Below are 19,359 nucleotides of genomic sequence, written 5' to 3' on the forward strand. Positions count from 1 at the left end.
TTCGACTAGTGAGTACGTCAGCAAGACCTGTGGACCGCCAGGCCGCGCCGTGGCGCGCGCTGGTGGCGTTGTGCCTGGGATTCTTCATGATCCTGCTCGACGGCACGATCGTGTCGGTGGCGACGCCCACGCTGATCCGGGAGCTGCGCGTCGGGGTCGGCGACGCGGTATGGGTCACCTCGGCCTATCTGCTGGCGTTCAGCGTGCCGTTGCTGATCACCGGACGGCTGGGGGACCGGTTCGGCCCGAAGCGCGTCTACCTCGCCGGCATGGCGATCTTCACGCTCGCGTCGGTGGCGTGCGGTGTGGCGGGCTCGCTCGAAATGCTGATCGCCATGCGGGTCGTGCAGGGCCTGGGGGCCTCGCTGATGAGCCCGCAGACCATGAGCGTGATCACGCGCGTCTTCGGCGCGGACCGGCGCGGTGCGGCGATGGGGGTGTGGGGTGCCGTCGCGGGACTGGCGGGCGTCAGCGGTCCGGTGCTCGGCGGTCTGCTGCTGGAACCGTTCGGGTGGCGCTCGATCTTCCTGATCAACCTGCCGATCGGCATCGCCACGATCGTCTTCGCCTGGCGCGCCGTTCCGGACTTGCCGACCCACGCCCACCGCTTCGACGTGCCGGGACTGGTGCTCAGCGCGGCCGCGATGTTCTGTGTGAGCTTCGGTATCCAGGAAGGCCCGGTCTACGGGTGGGGCACCGTGGCGGGCCCCGTTTCCATCCCCGGACTGCTCATGGCCGGGGCCGCCTTGTTCGCCGTCTTCGTGTTTCTCCAATGCCGGGGTGGCCGGGAGCCGTTGATCCCGCCCGCCCTGTTCCGTCGCCGCGAATTCGCCCTCGGCGGCATCGCGGTGGCAGTGCTCGCCTCGTGCAACAACTGGGCGCTGCCGTTCATGCTGTACGCCCAGGACGACCGCGGCACGACGGTGCTCTCGGCCGCCTTGCTGTTGCTGCCGAGTGCGGTCGTCAGCGGAATCGTTTCTCCGCCGGCCGGTCGCTACGTCACCCGGTTCCATCCGGCCGTCATTTCGGGAGCCGGTCTCGGGATCGTCGCGCTCTCGCTGCTCGCCCTGGCGATCCTGATCTCACCGGGTACACCGCTGTGGGCGCTGATGGGCGCCGTCGTCGTGAACGGTTTCGGCAACGGGATCGCCTGGACGTCCGTCTCGGCGATCACCAGTGCGGCGCTGCCGCCCGACCTGGCCGGAGCGGGTTCCGGGGTCTTCAACGCGATGCGGTCCCTTGGCGCCGCCCTGGGTGCGGCCGGTGTCGGTGCCGTGATCCAGGCACGCCTCGCCGTCGCGCCCGACGGTCCGGCGGGGCACGCCGCCGCGATGGGACAGAGTCTCCTCTTCTTCGTCGGCATGCTTGCCCTCGCCCTGGTGGCGACCAGCGCGATGCGCAGGTCTCCCGGCTAGTGCGCGAAAGTGGTCAGGAACCGGTCCCGGAACGTGTCCATTCGCGACACCGGCGCGTTCCGGTCCGGGTGCAGGCCGTCCTGCCAGTTCCACCCGGCGATCTTCTCGAGCACGGCCTTGTCCCGTGTGACGACGCTGATCGGCACGTCGCGGTCCGCGCCTGCGCCCGCGACGATCGGGTTCGGCTGGTGGTCGCCCAGGAACACGAGCACGAGATCGTCGTCCCCGAAGGTCTCCACATACGAGATGAGCGAGTTCAGCGAGTAGGCGATCGAGTCGCCGTACGCGCCGCGTACCTTGGCAGGGTCGGTGAACACCTCGTCGGGCGTTTTCCCTTGGGAGGGCATGGGATTGTAGATCGAACCGTCGCCGACGGCGGGCCAGTCGACCAGGTGGGGCAGCGGCGTCCACGGCCAGTGACTGGTGACGAGGTCGATCTCCGCCATCAGCGGCGGATGTTCCCGCGAGCGTTCGGCGCGCTGGAAAGCCGAAAGCGTGAACTGGTCCGGCATCGTGGCGTAGGAGAACGGCGGCCCGTGGTAGCCGATGGTGCGCGAGTCGTAGTAGCGGTCGTAGCCGTAGACCTTGCCCTCGGGCCAGTCCTCCGTATGCGCGGGCACGACGCCGACGGTCTCCCAGCCCGCGCGTTCGAACGCGCCGCCGAGGGTGAACCGGTCGGTCTTCACGAAGTCGTCGTAGCGGTGCTGACTGTCGACCCAGACCCCGGACTGGAACGTGGAATGCGCCAGCCAGCTTCCCGCGCTCGTCGTCGGCGACGTCAGGAACGCGCTGCGCGAGCCGTACCCGGCCTTCTTCAGCCGCGCTGTCCCGGCGTCGAGGACCGCGTCGACCTTCGGCGCTATGTCGGAGTCCTGGACGGCCACCCGGCCGTAGCTCTCGATGAAGGTGAACAGGACGTCCTTGCCGCGCAACGCGTTCAGCAGGCCGGACGGCGGAGCGCCCCGGAAGGCGTCGGTGGCGACTTCCCCGGCGAAGGCCTCCCGGTCCCGGATACCCGCCCGCACCTGGCGGAGGTCGTCGTAGGCGAAGGCGGCGGCGCTGCGCGACGCGAGCGGCTGTCCCGGAGCGAGTTGCGCGCCGGACACCGCGCACACGATCCAGAGCACGCTGAGCACGGCGATCACCCTGGTCGACGCGGTGGGCCGCCCGGAGACCACCCGGCTCAGCCGCAGCGTCGCCAGCGCCATCAGCACGATCACGACCACGGCCAGCAGCGTCAGCCCGGCGAACGACGCGATCGCCCCGGCCCGGCCGATCGACGTGCCGAGCAGATCGACGCCGTTGCCGAGCACACCCCAGTCGAACACCGGGTCGAACCGCCGGTTCAGGGCGAGCCCGAAGCCGATGTCGATGGCCTTGACGACGGTCAGCAGCCCGAGGACCGCGCCGGCGGACACCGCGACGATCCGCCGGGCGCCGTCGCGCAGCATGAGCACGACGGCCACCCCGAGCAGCGCCTCCACCGGCAGCCGCACGAAGGCCTCGGGAGTGAGCCTGTCGAGGTCGTCCGGCGCGAGCAGGGCGAACAGCACGAGCACGGCGGACAGGGTCGTCACCGCGCTGGACGCGATTTCGCGGGCGGCCGTCCGGTCACCCGGCAGGCCTGCCAGGGCGGGGCGCGGGAAAACGGACAACGCAGTTTCCTTCCGGAGGGCGGCCTTCACCGGATTACACGGACGGCGGGCCCGCGCGGTTCAGTCGGTAGTCTGCGCCGGTGAGTGACGAGATCTGGGCCGCCCTCGGTGCGACACCCCTCGAAGAGGTGCGACGACGCGCCGCGGCGATCGACGAGCAGACCGGGATCACACCGGTCGAGGTGGACGGCGCGGAACGGTTCGCCTGGAACAACGGCGGCGGAGAGTCGGCCGTCTGGTATTTCACCCCGGACGGGCGCGCCCTGCTGCTGACCTTCGACCACGAGTCGGACCTCAACCTGTACGCCGAGGAGGACTACGCGGTGCAGGAGGCGCTCTACCGCGGCGTCCCCGAGGACCTCGTCCGGCTGGTGCGCGATCGCCCGGAGAACTACGAGTCCCTGAACCTCGTCGACCCGGAGACGGGAGCGGCGATCCACTACGCCGGTGGCGTGTTCTGGTTCGACGGCGAGCGGTGGGCGCGGGCCGAAGGCTTCCTCGACCACTGTCGCCGGGAAGGCCTGGACCCGCTGAGCGAGTCGGGGTTCGCCTACTGCCTCGGCGAGTACCGGTTCGGCGAGGAGTTCACCCGCTGACGTCCCGCTCAGCGCACGATCTTGGCCCGGTTGTGGCACCGTTTCCGATATGAGCCTGCGCCTGGGTCCCTTGCTGCGGCACGTCGACGACACGTCGGCGACGGTGTGGGTCGAGACGCGAGCCGCGGGTGAGGTCGAAGTCCTCGGCACGACCGCCCGAACGTTCGAGATCCGAGGCCATCACTACGCCTTGGTGGTGCTGACCGGCCTGGAACCCGGCTCGTGCCTCGACTACGAAGTGCGCGTGGACGGCGAGAAAGTGTGGCCGCTGGAGGACTCCGCGTTCCCGCCGAGCCGCATCCGGACGCTGCCCGAGGAGGGGTCGCGGGTCCGGCTCGTGTTCGGCTCCTGCCGGAAACCCCGGAACGCCGACGCCCTTGGCCCGGACGCGCTGGCCGCGTACGCCCGCCGGATGGCCGACGGCGACGAAACCGAATGGCCGCAGGCGTTGCTGATGCTCGGCGACCAGGTCTACGCCGACGAAACCACGGACGAGACGCAGGACTGGCTGAGCCGCCGTCGCGACACCTCCGAGCCGCCGGGCACGGAGGTCGCGGACTTCGAGGAGTACACCCACCTCTATCACGAGGCCTGGGGCGAACCGGCGATCCGCTGGCTGCTGTCCACCGTGCCGACGTCGATGATCTTCGACGACCACGACGTCCGCGACGACTGGAACACCTCGTACACCTGGCAGCGGCAGATGCGTGCCCAGCCGTGGTGGAAGGAGCGCCTGCGCGGCGCGATCATGACGTACTGGGTCTACCAGCACCTCGGGAACCTCGGGCCCGCCGAACTCGCCGAGGATCCGACCTTCCAGAAGGCCATCACCTCCGGCGGGGACAACGCGGACCTGCTCACCGAGTACGCCGACGAGGCCGACAACGAACGCGACGGCACCAAGGGCGCGCGCTGGAGTTATCGCCGCGACTTCGGCGGCGTGCGGCTGCTGGTCATCGACAGCCGGGCGGGCCGGATCCTCGCGGGCGGCACCCGGTCGATGGTCGACGAGGACGAGTTCGAATGGATCGAGGAGAACGCCGCTGCCCCGTGCGACCACCTGCTCATCGGGTCTTCGCTGCCGTGGCTGCTGCCGCCGGTCGTGTCCCATCTGCAGTCGCTCAACGAACGGTCCTGCGAGCGCCCTGGGTGGCGGGGCAGGTTCGCGGAGAAGCTCCGGCAGGCCGCCGACCTCGAACACTGGGCGGCGTTCCGCGCCTCGTTCGACAGGCTCGCCGCGATGATCGCCCGCGAAGGACGCCGGGAGAACCCGCCTGCCACCATCGCGGTGCTCTCCGGCGACGTCCACCACGCCTACATCGCCGAGGCGCGGTATCCGAGGCCGGTGACGTCGGCGGTCTACCAGCTCACCTGCTCGCCGGTGCACAACGCGATGCCGCGGCTGCTCAAGCCGGTCTTCGTCGCCACCTGGTCGGGCAGGCTGGCTTCCCTCGCGCGCCGGTGGGCCACGCGCGGCGGCGTCGGACCCGATCCGCTGACCTGGTCGAAACTGTCCGGCCCGCATTTCGGCAACGTCGTCGCGACGGTCGAGGCCACCGGCCGGGCGTGCGTCACGACCATCGAACAGGCCACCGGTGACGGTCTGGTCGAAGTGGCCAGGCAGAGGCTGGTATGAGCCGTTTCCGCACTCGGTAATATCGCCGCGTGACCACCTCTGCCGAAACACTCGAGTTCCAGTCGGAGGCACGTCAGCTGCTTCAGCTGATGATCCACTCGATCTACTCGAACAAGGACACCTTCCTCCGCGAACTGGTGTCCAACGCCTCCGACGCACTGGACAAACTCCGCCTCGAAGCGTTCCGCGACAAGGAACTCCAGGCGGATACCGACGATCTCCACATCGAGATCGACACCGACCCCGAAAACCGCACCCTCACCGTGCGGGACAACGGAATCGGCATGAGCCGGGACGACGTCGTCGCGTTGATCGGCACGATCGCGAAATCCGGCACCGCCGAATTCCTGAAGAAACTGAAGGAAACCAAGGATTCCGCGGCTTCGCAGGATCTGATCGGCCAATTCGGCATCGGTTTCTACGCCAGCTTCATGGTGGCCGACAAGGTCACGCTGCTGACGCGCCATGCGGGATCGGACGAAGGCGTCCGGTGGGAGTCCGAAGGCGAAGGCACGTACACCATCGAGACGGTCCCGGACCTGCCGCAGGGCACGTCGGTCGTCCTGCACCTCAAGCCCGAGGACACCGAAGACCAGCTCTTCGACTACACCTCGGCCACCAAGATCAAGCAGATCGTCAAGAAGTACTCGGACTTCATCACCTGGCCGATCCGGATGACCGAGGGCGAAGAGATCGCCACGGTCAACTCGATGAAGGCGCTGTGGGCCCGCTCCTCCAGCGACGTCACCGAAGACGAGTACAACGAGTTCTACAAGCACGTCGCGCACGACTGGAACGACCCGCTGGAGACGATCCGGCTCCAGGCCGAGGGCACTTTCGAGTACCAGGCGCTGCTGTTCCTGCCGGGGCACGCGCCGCTCGACCTGTTCATGCGGGAGCGCAAGCGCGGAGTCCAGCTGTATGTGAAGCGCGTCTTCATCATGGACGACTGCGAAGCGCTGATGCCGGAGTACCTGCGCTTCGTGAAGGGCGTCGTCGACGCGCAGGACCTCTCGCTCAACGTCTCGCGCGAGATCCTGCAGCAGGACCGGCAGATCCAGCTGATCCGCCGTCGCCTGGTGAAGAAGGTCCTCTCGACGGTCAAGACGTTGATGGCGGACGAGAACCCGTACAAGTACGAGACGTTCTGGAAGGAGTTCGGCCGCGCCGTCAAGGAAGGCCTGCTGGACGACCACGAGAACCGCACCGCGATCCTCGACATCTGCTCGTTCGCTTCGACGAACGATCCCGAGAAGCCGACCTCGCTGCGCGAGTACGTCGAGCGGATGAAGGACGGCCAGGAGCACATCTACTACCTGACCGGCGAGTCGCGGCAGAGCATCGAGAACTCCCCGCATCTGGAAGCCTTCCAGGCCAAGGGGTACGAGGTGCTCGTGCTCACCGACCCGATCGACGAGATGTGGGTCGACGCCGTCTCCGGCTACGAGGAGAAGCAGTTCCAGTCGGTCGCGAAGGGCGAGGTCGAGCTCGACGACACCACCGACGAGCAGAAGGAAGAGTTCTCCGGGCTGCTGACCTGGCTGACGACGACGCTGTCCGAGCAGGTCAAGGAGGTCCGGCTCTCGTCGCGGCTGACGACGTCGCCCGCTTGCATCGTCGGCGACACGAACGACGTCACCCCGACGCTGGAGAAGATGTACCGCGCGATGGGCCAGGAAATGCCGCAGATCAAGCGGATCCTGGAACTCAACCCCGGCCACCCGCTGGTGTCCGGGCTGCGGTCCTCGTTCACGGACAACGGCGAGTCCGAGGGGCTCGCGGAGACCGCGGAACTGCTCTACGGCATGGCTTTGCTGGCCGAAGGCGGGGAACTGGGCGACCCCTCGCGCTTCACGAAGCTCCTCGCCACCCACCTGCAGAAGACCCTGTAGCTGGTGTGAGTGGCGGTCGAGTGTGGAGGATTTGGGACGTTCAACGTCCTGAATCCTCCACACTCGGGGACTTGCTTCGTCTTGGTGCGGTCGAGCGGGAAAGATTCCGGACGTTGAACGTCCTGAATCCTTCACCGTCGAACCCGACAGCCGCGGAACCGCCGCCCTCGTGCAGGTCAGGCGTGGGTAGGCAAATACGGGTCCGCTGACCCGCCTTACCACTCACGAGACCCGCGATCCCCTGGGGTCCGGTGCGGTCTGGCGGGGAGGGCATGTTGCGAAAGCCACTTTCGCAACGTTGAAGGTTGCGAAAGTGGCTTTCGCAACGCGACCAGCGGGGCGCGTGCTTGGACCGTCGGCAGGGCTGGTCGTGAGTGGTAAGGCTGGTTCTGATGGCACTTGCCACTCACGACCAACCGGCGGAGCCGTCCCGGCCGAACGGCTGATCCGTGGCGGGAGGAGCCCGGCCAGGCTGGCGGGCATGCGATCAAAGGCAACGACCTGCGCCGCCCTCGCGGCGGCACTGCTGCTCACCGGACCACCGGCCGTCGCGGCGGCCGGCGCGCCCGCACCGGGAGCCCCCGGCATCGGCGACCCGCTCTGGCCGACCGCCGGGAACGGCGGCTACCGGGTCGAACGGCAGCGGCTGTCCTTCGCTTTCGCGCCGGACCTCACCTCGTACACGGCGACGTCGCGGCTGAACCTGCGCGCGACCCAGTCGTTGTCGCGCTTCGACCTCGACCTGCTCGGACCCCAGGTCCGGTCCGTGGCGGTGGACGGGAAACCGGCGGACTGGCGGACCACGCCGGACGGCGAGCTGGTCATCACCCCGGCCCGGCCGGTGCGCGACGGCGCACGGTTCTCCGTCGCCGTGACGGTGTTCAACACCGCCCCTGACCTGCTGGAGAACCCGCCCCAGAAACCCGAGGACCTCGTCAACGGGCTTTGGCGGGCGGGCGACTTCGTCCAGCTGCACACCCAGCCCACGGGCGCGCGGCGCGTGCTGGCGGTGAGCGACCATCCCTCGGCGAAGACACCCACCACCATCGACGTCACCACATCCGGCAAGGCGACGTCGGTCGCGAACGGGCGGCTCGTGGCCACCGCCACCGTCGGCGACCGCACCACCCGCGTCTTCGACGAACCGCGGCCGATCGCCACCGAACTGCTCCAGGTCGGCGTCGGGCCGATCACCGTCACCCCTCGGCGTGGACCGGACGGGGTCGACCTGCGGTACGCGCTGCCGTCGGACAAGTCCGCGGAGATCCTGCCCCGGCTGGACGAGACGTACCGGACCGCTCTCGACTTCCTCGGGCAGCGGCTCGGCCCGTTCCCCGGCCGGATCGCGGGCGCCTACGCGACGCCGTCCGGCGGGGCGACGGAGACGCAAGGGCTCACCTGGCTGAACTCCGACCAGCTCACGCCGGAGAAGTTCGACGAGACCGGGGCCGACAGCGTCATCGCGCACGAACTCGCCCACGAATGGTTCGGCAATTCCGTTTCCCTGGCGAAGTGGGGAGACCTGTGGCTGAGTGAAGGGCACGCGGTCTTCTACGAATGGCTGTGGAACGAAGCGAAACAAAGGAACACGGTGGACACGGCCGCGCAGAGCGCGTACCGCTCGCATCGCTCCTGGATCGAGGAGAACGGGCCGATCGCCGCGCCGGACCCGGCGAGTTTCGGTCCCGGTGACAACCGCCCGTTCGGCTCCGGTGCCTACCAAGGCGGAGCGCTGACGCTGTACGCGTTGCGGCAGCAGGTCGGCGCCGAGACGTTCCAGCGGATCGAGCGGGCGTGGGTCGCCGAGAACCACGACAAGGTCGCCGGCACCGGGCAGTTCATCGCGACCGCGTCACGCGTGGCGAGCCAGGACCTCGGCCCGTTCCTGCGAAGCTGGCTCTACGCCTCGGGCACCTTGCCGCCGATGCCGGGCCACCCGGACTGGCAGGTGGACCCGGCATCCTGACGGGCTCTTACGGCCGGGTCTTCCAGAGCACCAGCACGAAGTACGGCGTCCCGACCATGGCGATCACCAAACCGGCCGGGATCTGCGCCGGTGCGATGACCGTCCGCCCCAAGGTGTCCGCGACGCTCACGAGCAACGCCCCGAGCGCCGCGGCCACCGGGAGGACCCGGCCGTGCCGTCCGCCGACCAGCGATCGCGCCAGATGCGGCGCGACCAGTCCGACGAAAGCGACCACGCCGATCGCGGACACCGCGGCGGCCGCCAGGATCCCGGACGCTCCCAGGATCACCAGCCGTGATCGCTCGATCCGCATCCCGAGCACGCGCGGCGTGTCCTCGTCGAGGGCGTGCAGGTCCAGTTCGCGGTGCTTGACCCACAACAACGGCGTCAGCGCGACGAGCGCCAGCGCCACCGGCGCGATCTGGTCCAGGGTGCGGCCGTAGGTCGACCCCGAAAGCCAGGTCAGCGCCTTGGCCGAGTTCCACGGGTCGGAGACCACGATCAGCAGGGTGATCAGCGCCATCCCGGCCGACCAGACCGCGATGCCGATGATCACCAGCCGGTCCGAGTCCAGCCCCGACCGCCACGCCAGCCCGTAGACCAGCAGGAACACGACGGCCGCGCCGAGACCGGCGGCACCGGCGATCGCCCACGCACCGACCGCCGGGACGATGGTGATCAGCGTGATCGCGCCGAGCCCGGCGCCCGCGGTGATGCCGAGCAGGCCCGGTTCGGCGAGCGGGTTGCGGCTGACCGACTGGATCCCGCAGCCGGACACCGCCAGCGCGGCACCGGCGAGCAGCGCGGCCAGCACTCGCGGAAGTCGTTGGTCCAGCACGAAAGTGAGCGCGGTCCCGGTGTCGCCGGTGACCCAGTTCGCGAGATCGCCGAGCAGCACCATCCGGTCGCCCAGCATCAGCCCGACGACCGGGACGACGATCAGCAGCGCGACCAGGACGACGGAGATCGTCACGAGCCGCCGCCTCGAACCGGCCACCCCGACGCGTCCCGCCGGAGCCGGACGGCGCGAGCCACTGGCCCGGCCGCGCCGTGCCAGCCACACCATCACGGCGGCGCCGACGATCGTGGTCACCACGCCGGTCGGCACCCGTACGGCGGCGGCCGAGCCCATGATCGCCCGCAGGACGACGTCGGCGCCGAGCACCGTCACCACGCCGACCAGCCCGGACACCGGCAGCAGCGTGCGGTGCTTGGCGATCGGCAGCAGCAGTTTCGTGATCACCGGCGCGCTCAGCCCGACGAACCCGACCGGTCCGGCGACGGTCACCGCCGCCGCGGTCAGCGCGACGGTCAGCACGATCGCACTGACCCGCGTCCGGCGGACCCGCAGGCCGAGCACGGTCGCGTTGTCGTCGCCGAGGGCGAGGACGTCGAGTTTGCGGCCCATCGCGACGAGCGCGACCACGGCGACCACCACGATCGGTGTCATCTGCCCGGTCGCGCGCAGATCGGACACCGTCAGCGAACCGCTGCCCCAGGCGAACAGCCCGGACGTCTCCTGCTCGAACATGAGCAGCAGCAGGATGGTCACCGACTGGACGGCCAGCAGCACCGCCGAGCCGACGAGCACCAGCCGCGGGCTCGCGGAGCCACCACCCGCCAGGCCCAGCACGATGACGGCCGCCACGAGCCCGCCCACGAACGCCGCGCCACCGACCGGGACCAGCGGCAGCGAAAGGCCGAACGCGGAGATGGCCACCACGGCGAAATGCGCGCCCGCGTTGACCGCGAGCGTGTCCGGCGAGGCGAGCGGGTTCCGTGCCACGGACTGCATTCCCGCGCCCGCGACCCCGAGCGCGACCCCGAGCAGCAACGCGGCGAGCAGCCGGGGGACGCGCGAACCCTCCAGTACGGCAAGGGTTTGCGCGTCGCCGTGGCCGAAGATCGCCTTCACCACGTCCAGCGGGCCGGACGTCGAAGTGCCCTGGGTCAGGTGGATGCCGGCGAGGACGGTGATCAGCACCACCAGCCCCGCCGACACCGCCGCGGTGCGCACTGCTTGCGGCGCACGCACTTCTTTCAGCATCAGGCGGTGACGGCCTTCACGATCTGGTCGGCGGTCATGATGACCGACTTCGGCCCGCCGAAGGTCCACGTGCCGGATTCCAGCTTGTGGATCTTCTTCGACACCACGAACGGCAGCCGCTGGTAGACGGCGTTCTGCGCGAGCCCGGTGGTGAAGACGTCCTCTTCGGACGCGCTGTAGAACAGCACGGTCTTCGGGTCGGTGATCGCGGTCAGGCCCTCGACGTCGGTCTGGCCGAGACCCCACTGCGGGTCGACCTTGCCGGTCCAGACGTTCTTGAGGCCGACGGCCTCGGCGGTGTCGGAGACCAGCGAACCCTTGCCGAACGGGCGGACGCTGACGGTGCTGCCTTCGAGGTAGCCGTCGGCCATCAGGAACGGGGTGCCCGCGGCGCCCTTGCCCTCGACGGCCTTCTTGCCCTCGGCGAGCTTGGCGTCCATTTCGGACAGTTGCTTGTCCGCCTCGGTCTCCTTGCCGACCGTTTTGGCGATCAGCTTGAAGTCCTCGCGCAGCCGGTCGAAGTTCCGGGCCGCGTCGCTGGACTTGGTGACCACGACCGGCACGTACTTCTCGATCTGCGGCACCAGGGTCGAGTCGCGCTCGTCGGCGATGATGACGACGTCGGGGTTCAGCCCGACGATCGCGTCGACACTGGGCTCGTTGCGCTTGCCGACGTCCTTGACCTCCGCGGTCAGCGGGACGGCCTTGTCCCAGACGTTGTAGCCCGCGACGTCCGCGGCGCCGACCGGCATGACACCGAGCGAAGCGACCATCTCGGCCTCGCCCCACTCCAGCGCGACGACACGCTTGGCGGGCGCTTTGAGGGTGACGGCCTTGCCGCGCGCGTCGGTCACCGTGACGGGTCCGCTCGCGGCGGCTTCACTCGGCGCGGCGGCGGTGTTCTCGGTGGTGCCGCAGGCGGACAGCAGCAAGGCCGTCGCCGCGACGAGGGCGGCAGGGGTCAGCAAACGCATTGTTCTTCCTGGTTTTCTCAGGCGGGCCTGGGCGAATGCCGCCCGAGTGGCCTGCAGTGGATCGCGCCCGTCACCGGGTCGTTCGCGACGTGGACGGTGACGCCGTAGGCCTGGGAGAGGTGCTCGGTGGTGAGCACCCGCCCGATGTCACCCGTGGCCACGATGGTTCCCTCGCACAGCAGCACGACCTCGTCGGCGATGACCGCCGCGTGGTCGAGGTCGTGCAGTACCACGCCGACCGCGACGCCTTCGTTGGCGAGATCGCGGACGACGTCGAGGATCTCGATCTGATAGCGCAGGTCGAGATGGTTGGTGGGCTCGTCGAGCAGCAGTACGGAGGTCTGCTGGGCGAGACAGGACGCGAGCCAGACGCGCTGGAGTTCTCCGCCGGACAGTTCGTCGACGCCGCGTTCGGCCATCGGGGTCACGCCGGTCAGCTCCATCGCGCGGCGGACCGCGGCGGCGCCGTCGACGTCGACGCCGCGCCAGCCCGAGCGGTACGGGTACCGGCCGTAGGAGACGACGTCGCGCACGGACACCCCGCTCGGGGTGGGCCGGTGCTGGGTCAGCAGCGTGACCTGACGGGCGAACTCCTTGCCGGACAACGCGTTCCCGCCCCAGACGGCGCGTTCGCCCAGCTGGACGCTGCCTTCGCGGGGCTTGTGCAGCCGCGCCAGCGAACGCAGGAGCGTCGACTTGCCGGAGCCGTTCGGCCCGACCAGCGCGGTCACCGTCCCGGCGCGCAGCGACAGGGACACGCCGTCCACCACGGCCCGCTCTTGGTGCGCGAGCACCAGGTCATGGCCGGTGAGCAGCGCGTCTTCCGTAGACATGAGGGGAGCCTAACCTAAGGATCGGCCCTTCCTGATGTCGCGAGAGACACAGAGCGCGGGGTGATTGCCCGGTTACCCGGCTCGCGCGACTTCCCGCCGTCGCTTGGCCAGCCGCTTCCCGACGATCCCGTGCCGCGGCCCGAACAGGTACACCAGCGTGAACCCGGCGCCCTGCACCAGCACGATCATCCCGCCCGACGCGGTGTCGAGGTGGTAGCTCAGGTACAGCCCGGTCACCGCCGCGAGCACCGAGAACGACGGCGCGATCACCAGCATGCGGCCGAACCGGTCGGTCAGCAGGTACGCGGTCGCGCCGGGGATGATCAGCATCGCCACCACCAGGATCACGCCGACCACCTGCAGCGCCACCACCGCGGTCAGCGCGAGCAGCCCGAGCAGCGCGGCGCCGAGCACGCGCGGGTTCAGCCCGATGGCGTGCGCGTGCGTGGGATCGAAGGCGTACAAGGTGAAATCGCGGCGTTTGAGCACCAGCAGGGTGAGCGTGATCGCGCCGAGGACGCCGATCTGGATCAGATCCGAGGTGTCCACGCCGAGCAGGTTGCCGAAGATGATGTGGTTCAGGTCGGTCTGGCTCGGCGTCACCGAGATCAGCACGAGCCCGAGCGCGAACAGCGTGGTGAACACGATGCCGATCGCGGCGTCCTCCTTGACCCGGCTGGTGTCGCGGACGACGCCGATCAGCGCCACCGCGAGGAAACCGAAGACGACGGCGCCCAGCGCGAAGGGCGCGCCGAGGACGTACGCGAGCACGACGCCGGGCAGCACCGCGTGCGAGACCGCGTCGCCCATCAGCGACCAGCCGATCAGCACCAGCCAGCACGAGAGCACCGCGCAGACCGCGGACGCGATCACCGTGGACGTCAGCGCCCGCACCATGAAGTCGTAGCTCAGCGGTTCGAGGAACAGGTCGTAGAGGTTCACGCGGGTTCCTCTTCCCGTTGCAGGACATCGAGTCCGAAGGCCAGCGCGAGGTTCTCGGGCCGGAGCACCTCGCCGGGGGAACCGTGCGCGAGCACCTTGCGCATCAGCAGGATCGCCTCGTCGGCCAGGCCGGGCAGCGCGTGCAGATCGTGCGTGGAGATCAGGACCGCGGCGCCGTCGGCCGCGAGTTCCTTGAGCAGCCGGGTGATCGTGGCCTCGGACCGCTTGTCCACGCCCGCGAACGGCTCGTCCAGCAGCAGGACACGGGCGCCCTGGGCGATCCCGCGCGCGACGAACGCGCGTTTACGCTGCCCGCCGGACAACTGGCCGATCTGCCGTCCGGCGAGTTCGGTCAGTTCGACTCGCTCCAGTGCCTGCTCGACGGCCTCGTGGTCGGCGCGGCGCGGCCGCCGGGTGAAGCCGAGCCGCCCGTAGCGGCCGGTCATCACGACGTCCCGGACCGACAGCGGGAACGACCAGTCGACGTCCTCGCTCTGGGGCACGTAACCGATCGCGCCGGTCTTGCGGGCCAGCGCGGGGGTGGCGCCGTCGACCGAGACCGTGCCGCTGTCCGGCCGGACCAGACCCATGACCGTCTTGAACAGGGTCGACTTGCCGGAGCCGTTCATCCCGACGAGCCCGCAGACGTGGCCGTGTTCGAGCGTGACGTCGACACCGTCGAGCGCGAGGACCTCGCCGTAGTGGACGGTGACGCCCTCGACGCGGATCGCGGCGGTCACGGCTTCGCTCCGGTCAGCGCGGCCACGATCGTCTTCGCGTCGTGGCGGATGAGGTCGAGATACGTCGGCACCGGGCCTTCGGGACCGGACAGGGAGTCGACGTAGAGGACGCCGCCGAACGCGGCGCCGGTCGCGGAGACGACCTGGCGCATCGGGGCGTCGGAGACCGTCGACTCGCAGAACACCGCGGGGACCTTGTTCTCCTTGACGAACCCGATCGCGCGGGTGATCTGCTGCGGCGTGGCCTGCTGTTCGGCGTTGACCGCCCAGATGTACCGCTCGGTGAGGCCGGTGTCGCGCGCGAGGTAGGAGAAGGCGCCTTCGCAGGTCACCAGCGCGCGCTCGTTCTTCGGCAGCCCGTTCAGCGCGCCGGTCATCTCGTCCTGGACGGCTTGCAGTTTCGCCTTGTAGGCGTCGCCGTTCGCCCTGAACACGGCGGCGTCGGCGGAGGAGACCTCGCTGAACGCCTTGACCATGTTGTCCACGTAGATCCCGACGTTCTTCGGCGACATCCAGGCGTGCGGATTCGGCTTGCCCTGGTAGGAGTCCTCGCCGATGGCGATGGGCTGGACGCCTTCGCTGACCACCTTGTGCGGTGCGTCGCTCTCCTTGACGAACCGGGCGAACCACGCCTCCAGGTTCAGTCCGTTGTCGAGGATCAGGTCGGCCTTCGCGGCCTTCTTGATGTCGTCCGGCGTGGGCTCATAACCGTGGATCTCGGCGCCGGGCTTGGTGATCGACTCGACCCTGAGCTTGTCACCGGCGACGTTCGCCGCGACGTCCGCCAAGACCGTGAACGTGGTCAGCACCACGGGCCGCTTGTCGTCCGCGCCGCCGGCGGGGCCGCCGCACGCGGTCAGGACGAGCGCCGACGCGGCCAGCCCGCAGACGGCCTTGAACAGATTCGCCATCCCATGAGTCTAGAGTTCGGTGCGCCGAACTTCCAACTCCCGTGTGCCTTAAATCTCTGGGCGAACCCGCGTCCGCGATCGACGTCGGCAGGGCGCGGCATGGTCAGACCGGTCAGGCCGAGCAGGAAGGGCGCCCTGCCACCGCGATAGCGGGGCCTGCGGCCGGGCGGGTTCACGCGTTGTGTCCGTTCCCGGCATGCATCTCAGCTCCGCCGACCGGTGCCTAAATCTCGGTCGCGGTCCGGTCTCGCTCCTTCACGGATTCCAGCAGGAGCTGGGAGACGTCGCGCACGGTGACGTTTTGGCCACGCTGCTCGCTCTGCCGCTGCACGAGACCGTCGTTCAGCATCACGCGGCAGAACGGGCAGCCGGTGACGATGGTTTCGGCGTCCGTGCCGAGTGCCTCGTCGACGCGTTCGAGGTTGATGCGCTTGCCGATCTGCTCTTCCATCCACATCCGCGCGCCACCGGCGCCGCAGCAGAGCGAACGGTCGGCGTGCCGGGGCATCTCGCTCAGGGTGGCGCCGGTCGCGCCGACGAGTTCGCGCGGCGGCTCGTAGACCTTGTTGTGGCGGCCGAGGTAACACGGGTCGTGGTAGGTCACCGGGCCGGCGTCGACCGGTTGGACCGGGGTGAGTTTGCCCGCGCGGACCAGCCGGTTCAGCAGCTGCGTGTGGTGCAGGACCTCGTAGTGCCCGTCCAGTTGCGGGTACTCGCGGCCGAGCGTGTTCAGGCAGTGCGGGCAGGTGGTGACGATCTTGCGCGTGCCCGGTTCGCGGCCATCGAACACCGCGTTCAGTGTCTCGACGGTCTGCTGCGCGAGCATCTGGAAGAGGAACTCGTTGCCGGAGCGGCGGGCCGGGTCGCCGGTGCAGGACTCGTCGGTGCCGAGGATCGTGTACTTGACCCCGGCGAGATGCAGGAGCTCCGCGGTCGCGCGGACGGTCTTGCGGGCGTTGTCGTCGAAAGCGCCCGCACAGCCGACCCAGTAGACGTACTCGACGTCTTCGGCGAGTTCGCCGTCGAAGATCGGCACCTCGAAGCCGAGGTCCTTCGTCCAGGCGAGGCGGTCGGAGTTGTTCTGGCCCCAAGGGTTTCCCTTGGTTTCCAGGTTCTTGAACAGCACGCCGAGTTCGCTCGGGAAGGCCGACTCGATCATCACCTGGTACCGGCGCATGTCCACGACGTGGTCGACGTGCTCGATGTCGACAGGGCACTGCTCGACACACGCGCCGCAGGTGGTGCAGGACCAGAGGACGTCCGGGTCGATGACGCCGAAGTCCTCCTTGGTGCCGACCAGCGGACGCTCCTCGGGCGCCTCCTTGCCGTCCAGGATGTACGGGGCGCTCTCGAAGAGGTGGTCCCGCAGATCCATGATCATGAGCTTGGGGGACAACGGTTTCCCCGTGTTCCACGCCGGGCACTGCGACTGGCAGCGGCCGCATTCGGTGCAGGTGGCGAAGTCGAGCATGCCCTTCCAGGTGAAATCCTCGATCTTGCCGCGGCCGAAGGTGTCGTCCTCGCCCGGATCCTCGAAGTCGATCGGCTTGCCGCCGGACTCCATCGGCAGCAGCGGGCCGAGCGCGTCCGGGAGCCGTTTGGCGGTGACGTTGACCGGCGCCAGGAAGATGTGGAGGTGCTTGGAGTAGAGCACGATCGACAGGAACGCCAGCATCACGCCGATGTGCAGCAGCAGCCCGACGGTCTCCAGTGGCTCGGTGACCGGGAGGCCCAGCGGCTCCAGGAGTTCGCCGACGCCGAGGGAAACCCACGCGCCCGACTCGTACGGGAAGACGCCGACCGCCGCCGACGCGCCGCGGAAGAGGAACATCGTCCAGATCACGTTGAAGATCATGAACAGGATGAACCAGGCGCCGCCGGTGTGCGACCCGTAGAACCGGGACGCGCGCTCTTGGCGTTCGGGTGCCTGGCGGATCCGGATGACCGCGAAGACCCCGAGCGAGACGAGTACCGCGACGGCGATGAAGTCCTGCAGGAAGCCCAGAACCGCCCAGTGCCCGATGAGCGGGATGTGGAAGTCGTGGTCGAACAGGGCGCCGTACGCCTCGAGGTAGACCGAGCCGAGGATCACGAAACCCCAGAACGTGAACAGATGCGCGAGTCCGGGGACCGACCACTTCAGCAGTTTGCGCTGCCCGAAGACCTCGGCCAGATGTGTTTTCGCGCGGACGGCCATGACGTCGGAGCGTTTTTCGTCCGGCTGGCCGGACTTGATCAGTTTGTAGAGCCAGGCGGCGCGGCGGGCGGCGAAAGCGAGACCGGCGACGGTGACGAGCAGGCCGAGGATGAGACGAACGAGCACGAGTCCTCCGGGGGAGAATCGGCTCAGTGAGAGCCGGTGTAGTACCGGCACGCCTTGCAGGCGTACCGCATTTTGGCCACTCGCCACCGTTTTCGGTAGGCGTCGAGATGTCCCGGCCGTGGCGGATGCACGCCGAGTCTTCGGTGACAGCGGATCCGCCGCCCCGCTTCGAAGAGTTCGGTCGCCAGGCCGAGGTACGCGCGCCGGAGCGCGATACCGGGTTCCGTGGCGAGGTGGTCGCGGCAGAAGCGGTGCAGGAGGGCGAGATCCGGCAGTCCGGGCGTTGTCGAGCCAGGGAGGTGCTCGACAACGCCTAGTCCGGGATGTCCCGCGGGAAGGGAGAATCCGGCGGGCAGTCCACAATGGACGCAGGTGAGGGTGCAGCTCAGGCAGCGGGTGACGTGGCGGATCCGCCGTTCGCGCTGATCCCCGTCGATCGTTTCGCGAACGTGCCAACCCAAGGGAGCCTCCAAGACCGTGGTGTGTCCTGTGTCACTCTCAATACTGGAGAGTAGGGCTCGCTCCGGCGGCGCGACAGGTCCAACCGGATGGCTTCCGCGCGGCCGGTCGGCGTAACGCTGGGCACCCGTACACCGATCTCGCGTGATCAGACCCGGAACTCGCGTGCTTGGGGACCGCACTCGTGAGTTCCGCCTCCAAGCACGCGAGTCACGGATTCCGTCTCGCGGCGTGCTCGAGCCCGCGCACGCTTCCGCACACCGTGACCCACTCGTAGCCGAAAACGGCCCGGCGGACGTCACTCGCTGGTTATAGTCCTGACCCGTGGTAATGGGGGAGGGAACGACAGGATGGGCGGGTTCGTCACCGCGGCTCTGGGGTTCCCGGCCGTGCTCTTCAGCTTCCTGCTGATCGTGGTGATCGGTTACTGGCTGCTGGCACTGTTCGGCGGAGTCGACACCGATGGCTTCGATGGCGGAGACGGGCTCCTGGCGGGCTTCGGTGGGGTCCCACTGTCCATTTCGCTCTCTTTACTGATCGCATTCACCTGGTTCGCCAGCCTGGCAGGGACGGTTCTTCTCGATGATCTGGAGCTTTCGACACCATCGAGGATCGGGTTCGGGGTCGGCGTGCTCGCCGTCGCGCTCGTGCTCGGCACGCTCGGGACGAGGGTGATCGCGGTGCCACTGCGCCGGGTATTCGGTCCCGCGAAGGAACCGAGCAGGCGGGACTTCGTCGGTCGCGCCGCCGTCATCCGCACTTCGTCGGTGAGCCATGACTTCGGGCAGGCCGAGGTCGCCGCCGCCGACGGGTCGACGGCCATTGTGGACGTTCGGCAGGCGGGCCAAGGCAACCTGACGGCCGGGAGCCGCGTTGTTCTCTATGACTACGACTCCGAAGGCGAGTTCTTCTGGGTCGAGTCTTTGGATCTCTGAAGCAGAAAAGGAACACTATGGGTGCCATCAGCGTG

Annotated in this window: 15 protein-coding genes; 6 read left to right on the top strand and 9 right to left on the bottom strand. The window is 68.8% G+C overall.

The window, feature by feature from the left end; all coding sequences use genetic code 11:
- Positions 1-8 precede the first annotated feature (8 nt).
- Entirely contained in the window at positions 9-1,415 is a 1,407-nt protein-coding gene (locus AMYAL_RS46070; RefSeq protein ID WP_063712247.1) for a DHA2 family efflux MFS transporter permease subunit, read from the top strand.
- Here AMYAL_RS46070 and AMYAL_RS0124785 read toward each other — a convergent pair.
- Entirely contained in the window at positions 1,412-3,070 is a 1,659-nt protein-coding gene (locus tag AMYAL_RS0124785) for an LTA synthase family protein (protein WP_051137695.1), read from the bottom strand. The genes AMYAL_RS46070 and AMYAL_RS0124785 overlap by 4 nt on opposite strands.
- Before the next feature lie 80 nt (positions 3,071-3,150).
- On the opposite strand from AMYAL_RS0124785, the gene AMYAL_RS0124790 reads away from it, so the two are divergent.
- The 4 genes from AMYAL_RS0124790 (at position 3,151) to AMYAL_RS0124805 (ending at position 9,160) form a co-directional block, all read left to right on the top strand.
- On the top strand, positions 3,151-3,666 hold the full coding sequence (locus tag AMYAL_RS0124790; protein ID WP_020633957.1) for a hypothetical protein: 516 nt from the start codon (positions 3,151-3,153) through the stop codon (positions 3,664-3,666).
- 49 nt (positions 3,667-3,715) lie between these two features.
- Positions 3,716-5,302, top strand: a complete 1,587-nt coding sequence (locus AMYAL_RS0124795; RefSeq protein WP_020633958.1) for an alkaline phosphatase D family protein — start codon at positions 3,716-3,718, stop codon at positions 5,300-5,302.
- 29 nt (positions 5,303-5,331) lie between these two features.
- Positions 5,332-7,194 (top strand): molecular chaperone HtpG, encoded by a 1,863-nt coding sequence (gene htpG, locus AMYAL_RS0124800; RefSeq protein ID WP_020633959.1) that lies wholly within the window; start codon positions 5,332-5,334, stop codon positions 7,192-7,194.
- A 481-nt stretch (positions 7,195-7,675) separates the two neighbouring features.
- Positions 7,676-9,160 carry a M1 family metallopeptidase gene (locus AMYAL_RS0124805; RefSeq protein ID WP_020633960.1) on the top strand — a complete coding sequence of 495 codons (1,485 nt, stop codon included), beginning with the start codon at positions 7,676-7,678 and terminating at the stop codon, positions 9,158-9,160.
- 7 nt (positions 9,161-9,167) lie between these two features.
- Here AMYAL_RS0124805 and AMYAL_RS0124810 read toward each other — a convergent pair whose 3' ends face one another.
- The 8 genes from AMYAL_RS0124810 to AMYAL_RS48540 all read right to left on the bottom strand — a co-directional run bounded on the left by AMYAL_RS0124810 (position 9,168) and on the right by AMYAL_RS48540 (position 18,391).
- Positions 9,168-11,207, bottom strand: a complete 2,040-nt coding sequence (locus AMYAL_RS0124810) for an iron ABC transporter permease (RefSeq protein ID WP_020633961.1) — start codon at positions 11,205-11,207, stop codon at positions 9,168-9,170.
- On the bottom strand, positions 11,207-12,181 hold the full coding sequence (locus AMYAL_RS0124815) for an ABC transporter substrate-binding protein (protein ID WP_020633962.1): 975 nt from the start codon (positions 12,179-12,181) through the stop codon (positions 11,207-11,209). The genes AMYAL_RS0124810 and AMYAL_RS0124815 overlap by 1 nt, the downstream gene beginning before the upstream one ends.
- A gap of 17 nt (positions 12,182-12,198) precedes the next feature.
- Positions 12,199-13,014 (bottom strand): ABC transporter ATP-binding protein, encoded by an 816-nt coding sequence (locus AMYAL_RS0124820; RefSeq protein ID WP_020633963.1) that lies wholly within the window; start codon positions 13,012-13,014, stop codon positions 12,199-12,201.
- A 72-nt stretch (positions 13,015-13,086) separates the two neighbouring features.
- Entirely contained in the window at positions 13,087-13,956 is an 870-nt protein-coding gene (locus AMYAL_RS0124825) for a metal ABC transporter permease (protein WP_020633964.1), read from the bottom strand.
- Complete coding sequence (locus tag AMYAL_RS0124830; protein WP_020633965.1) at positions 13,953-14,696, bottom strand: metal ABC transporter ATP-binding protein; 744 nt, start codon at positions 14,694-14,696, stop codon at positions 13,953-13,955. Before AMYAL_RS0124830 ends, AMYAL_RS0124825 begins: the two co-directional genes overlap by 4 nt.
- Positions 14,693-15,607 carry a metal ABC transporter substrate-binding protein gene (locus tag AMYAL_RS0124835; RefSeq protein WP_020633966.1) on the bottom strand — a complete coding sequence of 305 codons (915 nt, stop codon included), beginning with the start codon at positions 15,605-15,607 and terminating at the stop codon, positions 14,693-14,695. Before AMYAL_RS0124835 ends, AMYAL_RS0124830 begins: the two co-directional genes overlap by 4 nt.
- A gap of 223 nt (positions 15,608-15,830) precedes the next feature.
- The gene (locus AMYAL_RS0124840; protein WP_020633967.1) at positions 15,831-17,930 is read right to left on the bottom strand and encodes a (Fe-S)-binding protein; all 2,100 of its coding nucleotides are present in this window, start codon (positions 17,928-17,930) and stop codon (positions 15,831-15,833) included.
- Positions 17,931-17,953: 23 nt separating this feature from the next.
- A complete protein-coding gene (locus AMYAL_RS48540; protein WP_084702147.1) occupies positions 17,954-18,391 on the bottom strand; it encodes a hypothetical protein in 438 nt (145 codons plus the stop codon).
- Between the two features lie 348 nt (positions 18,392-18,739).
- Between AMYAL_RS48540 and AMYAL_RS0124850 the strand changes: the two genes are divergently transcribed.
- Entirely contained in the window at positions 18,740-19,324 is a 585-nt protein-coding gene (locus AMYAL_RS0124850) for a hypothetical protein (protein ID WP_020633969.1), read from the top strand.
- The last annotated feature ends 35 nt before the right edge of the window (positions 19,325-19,359 follow it).

The sequence above is a fragment of the Amycolatopsis alba DSM 44262 genome (assembly GCF_000384215.1).
GTDB classification, from domain to species: Bacteria; Actinomycetota; Actinomycetes; order Mycobacteriales; family Pseudonocardiaceae; genus Amycolatopsis; species Amycolatopsis alba.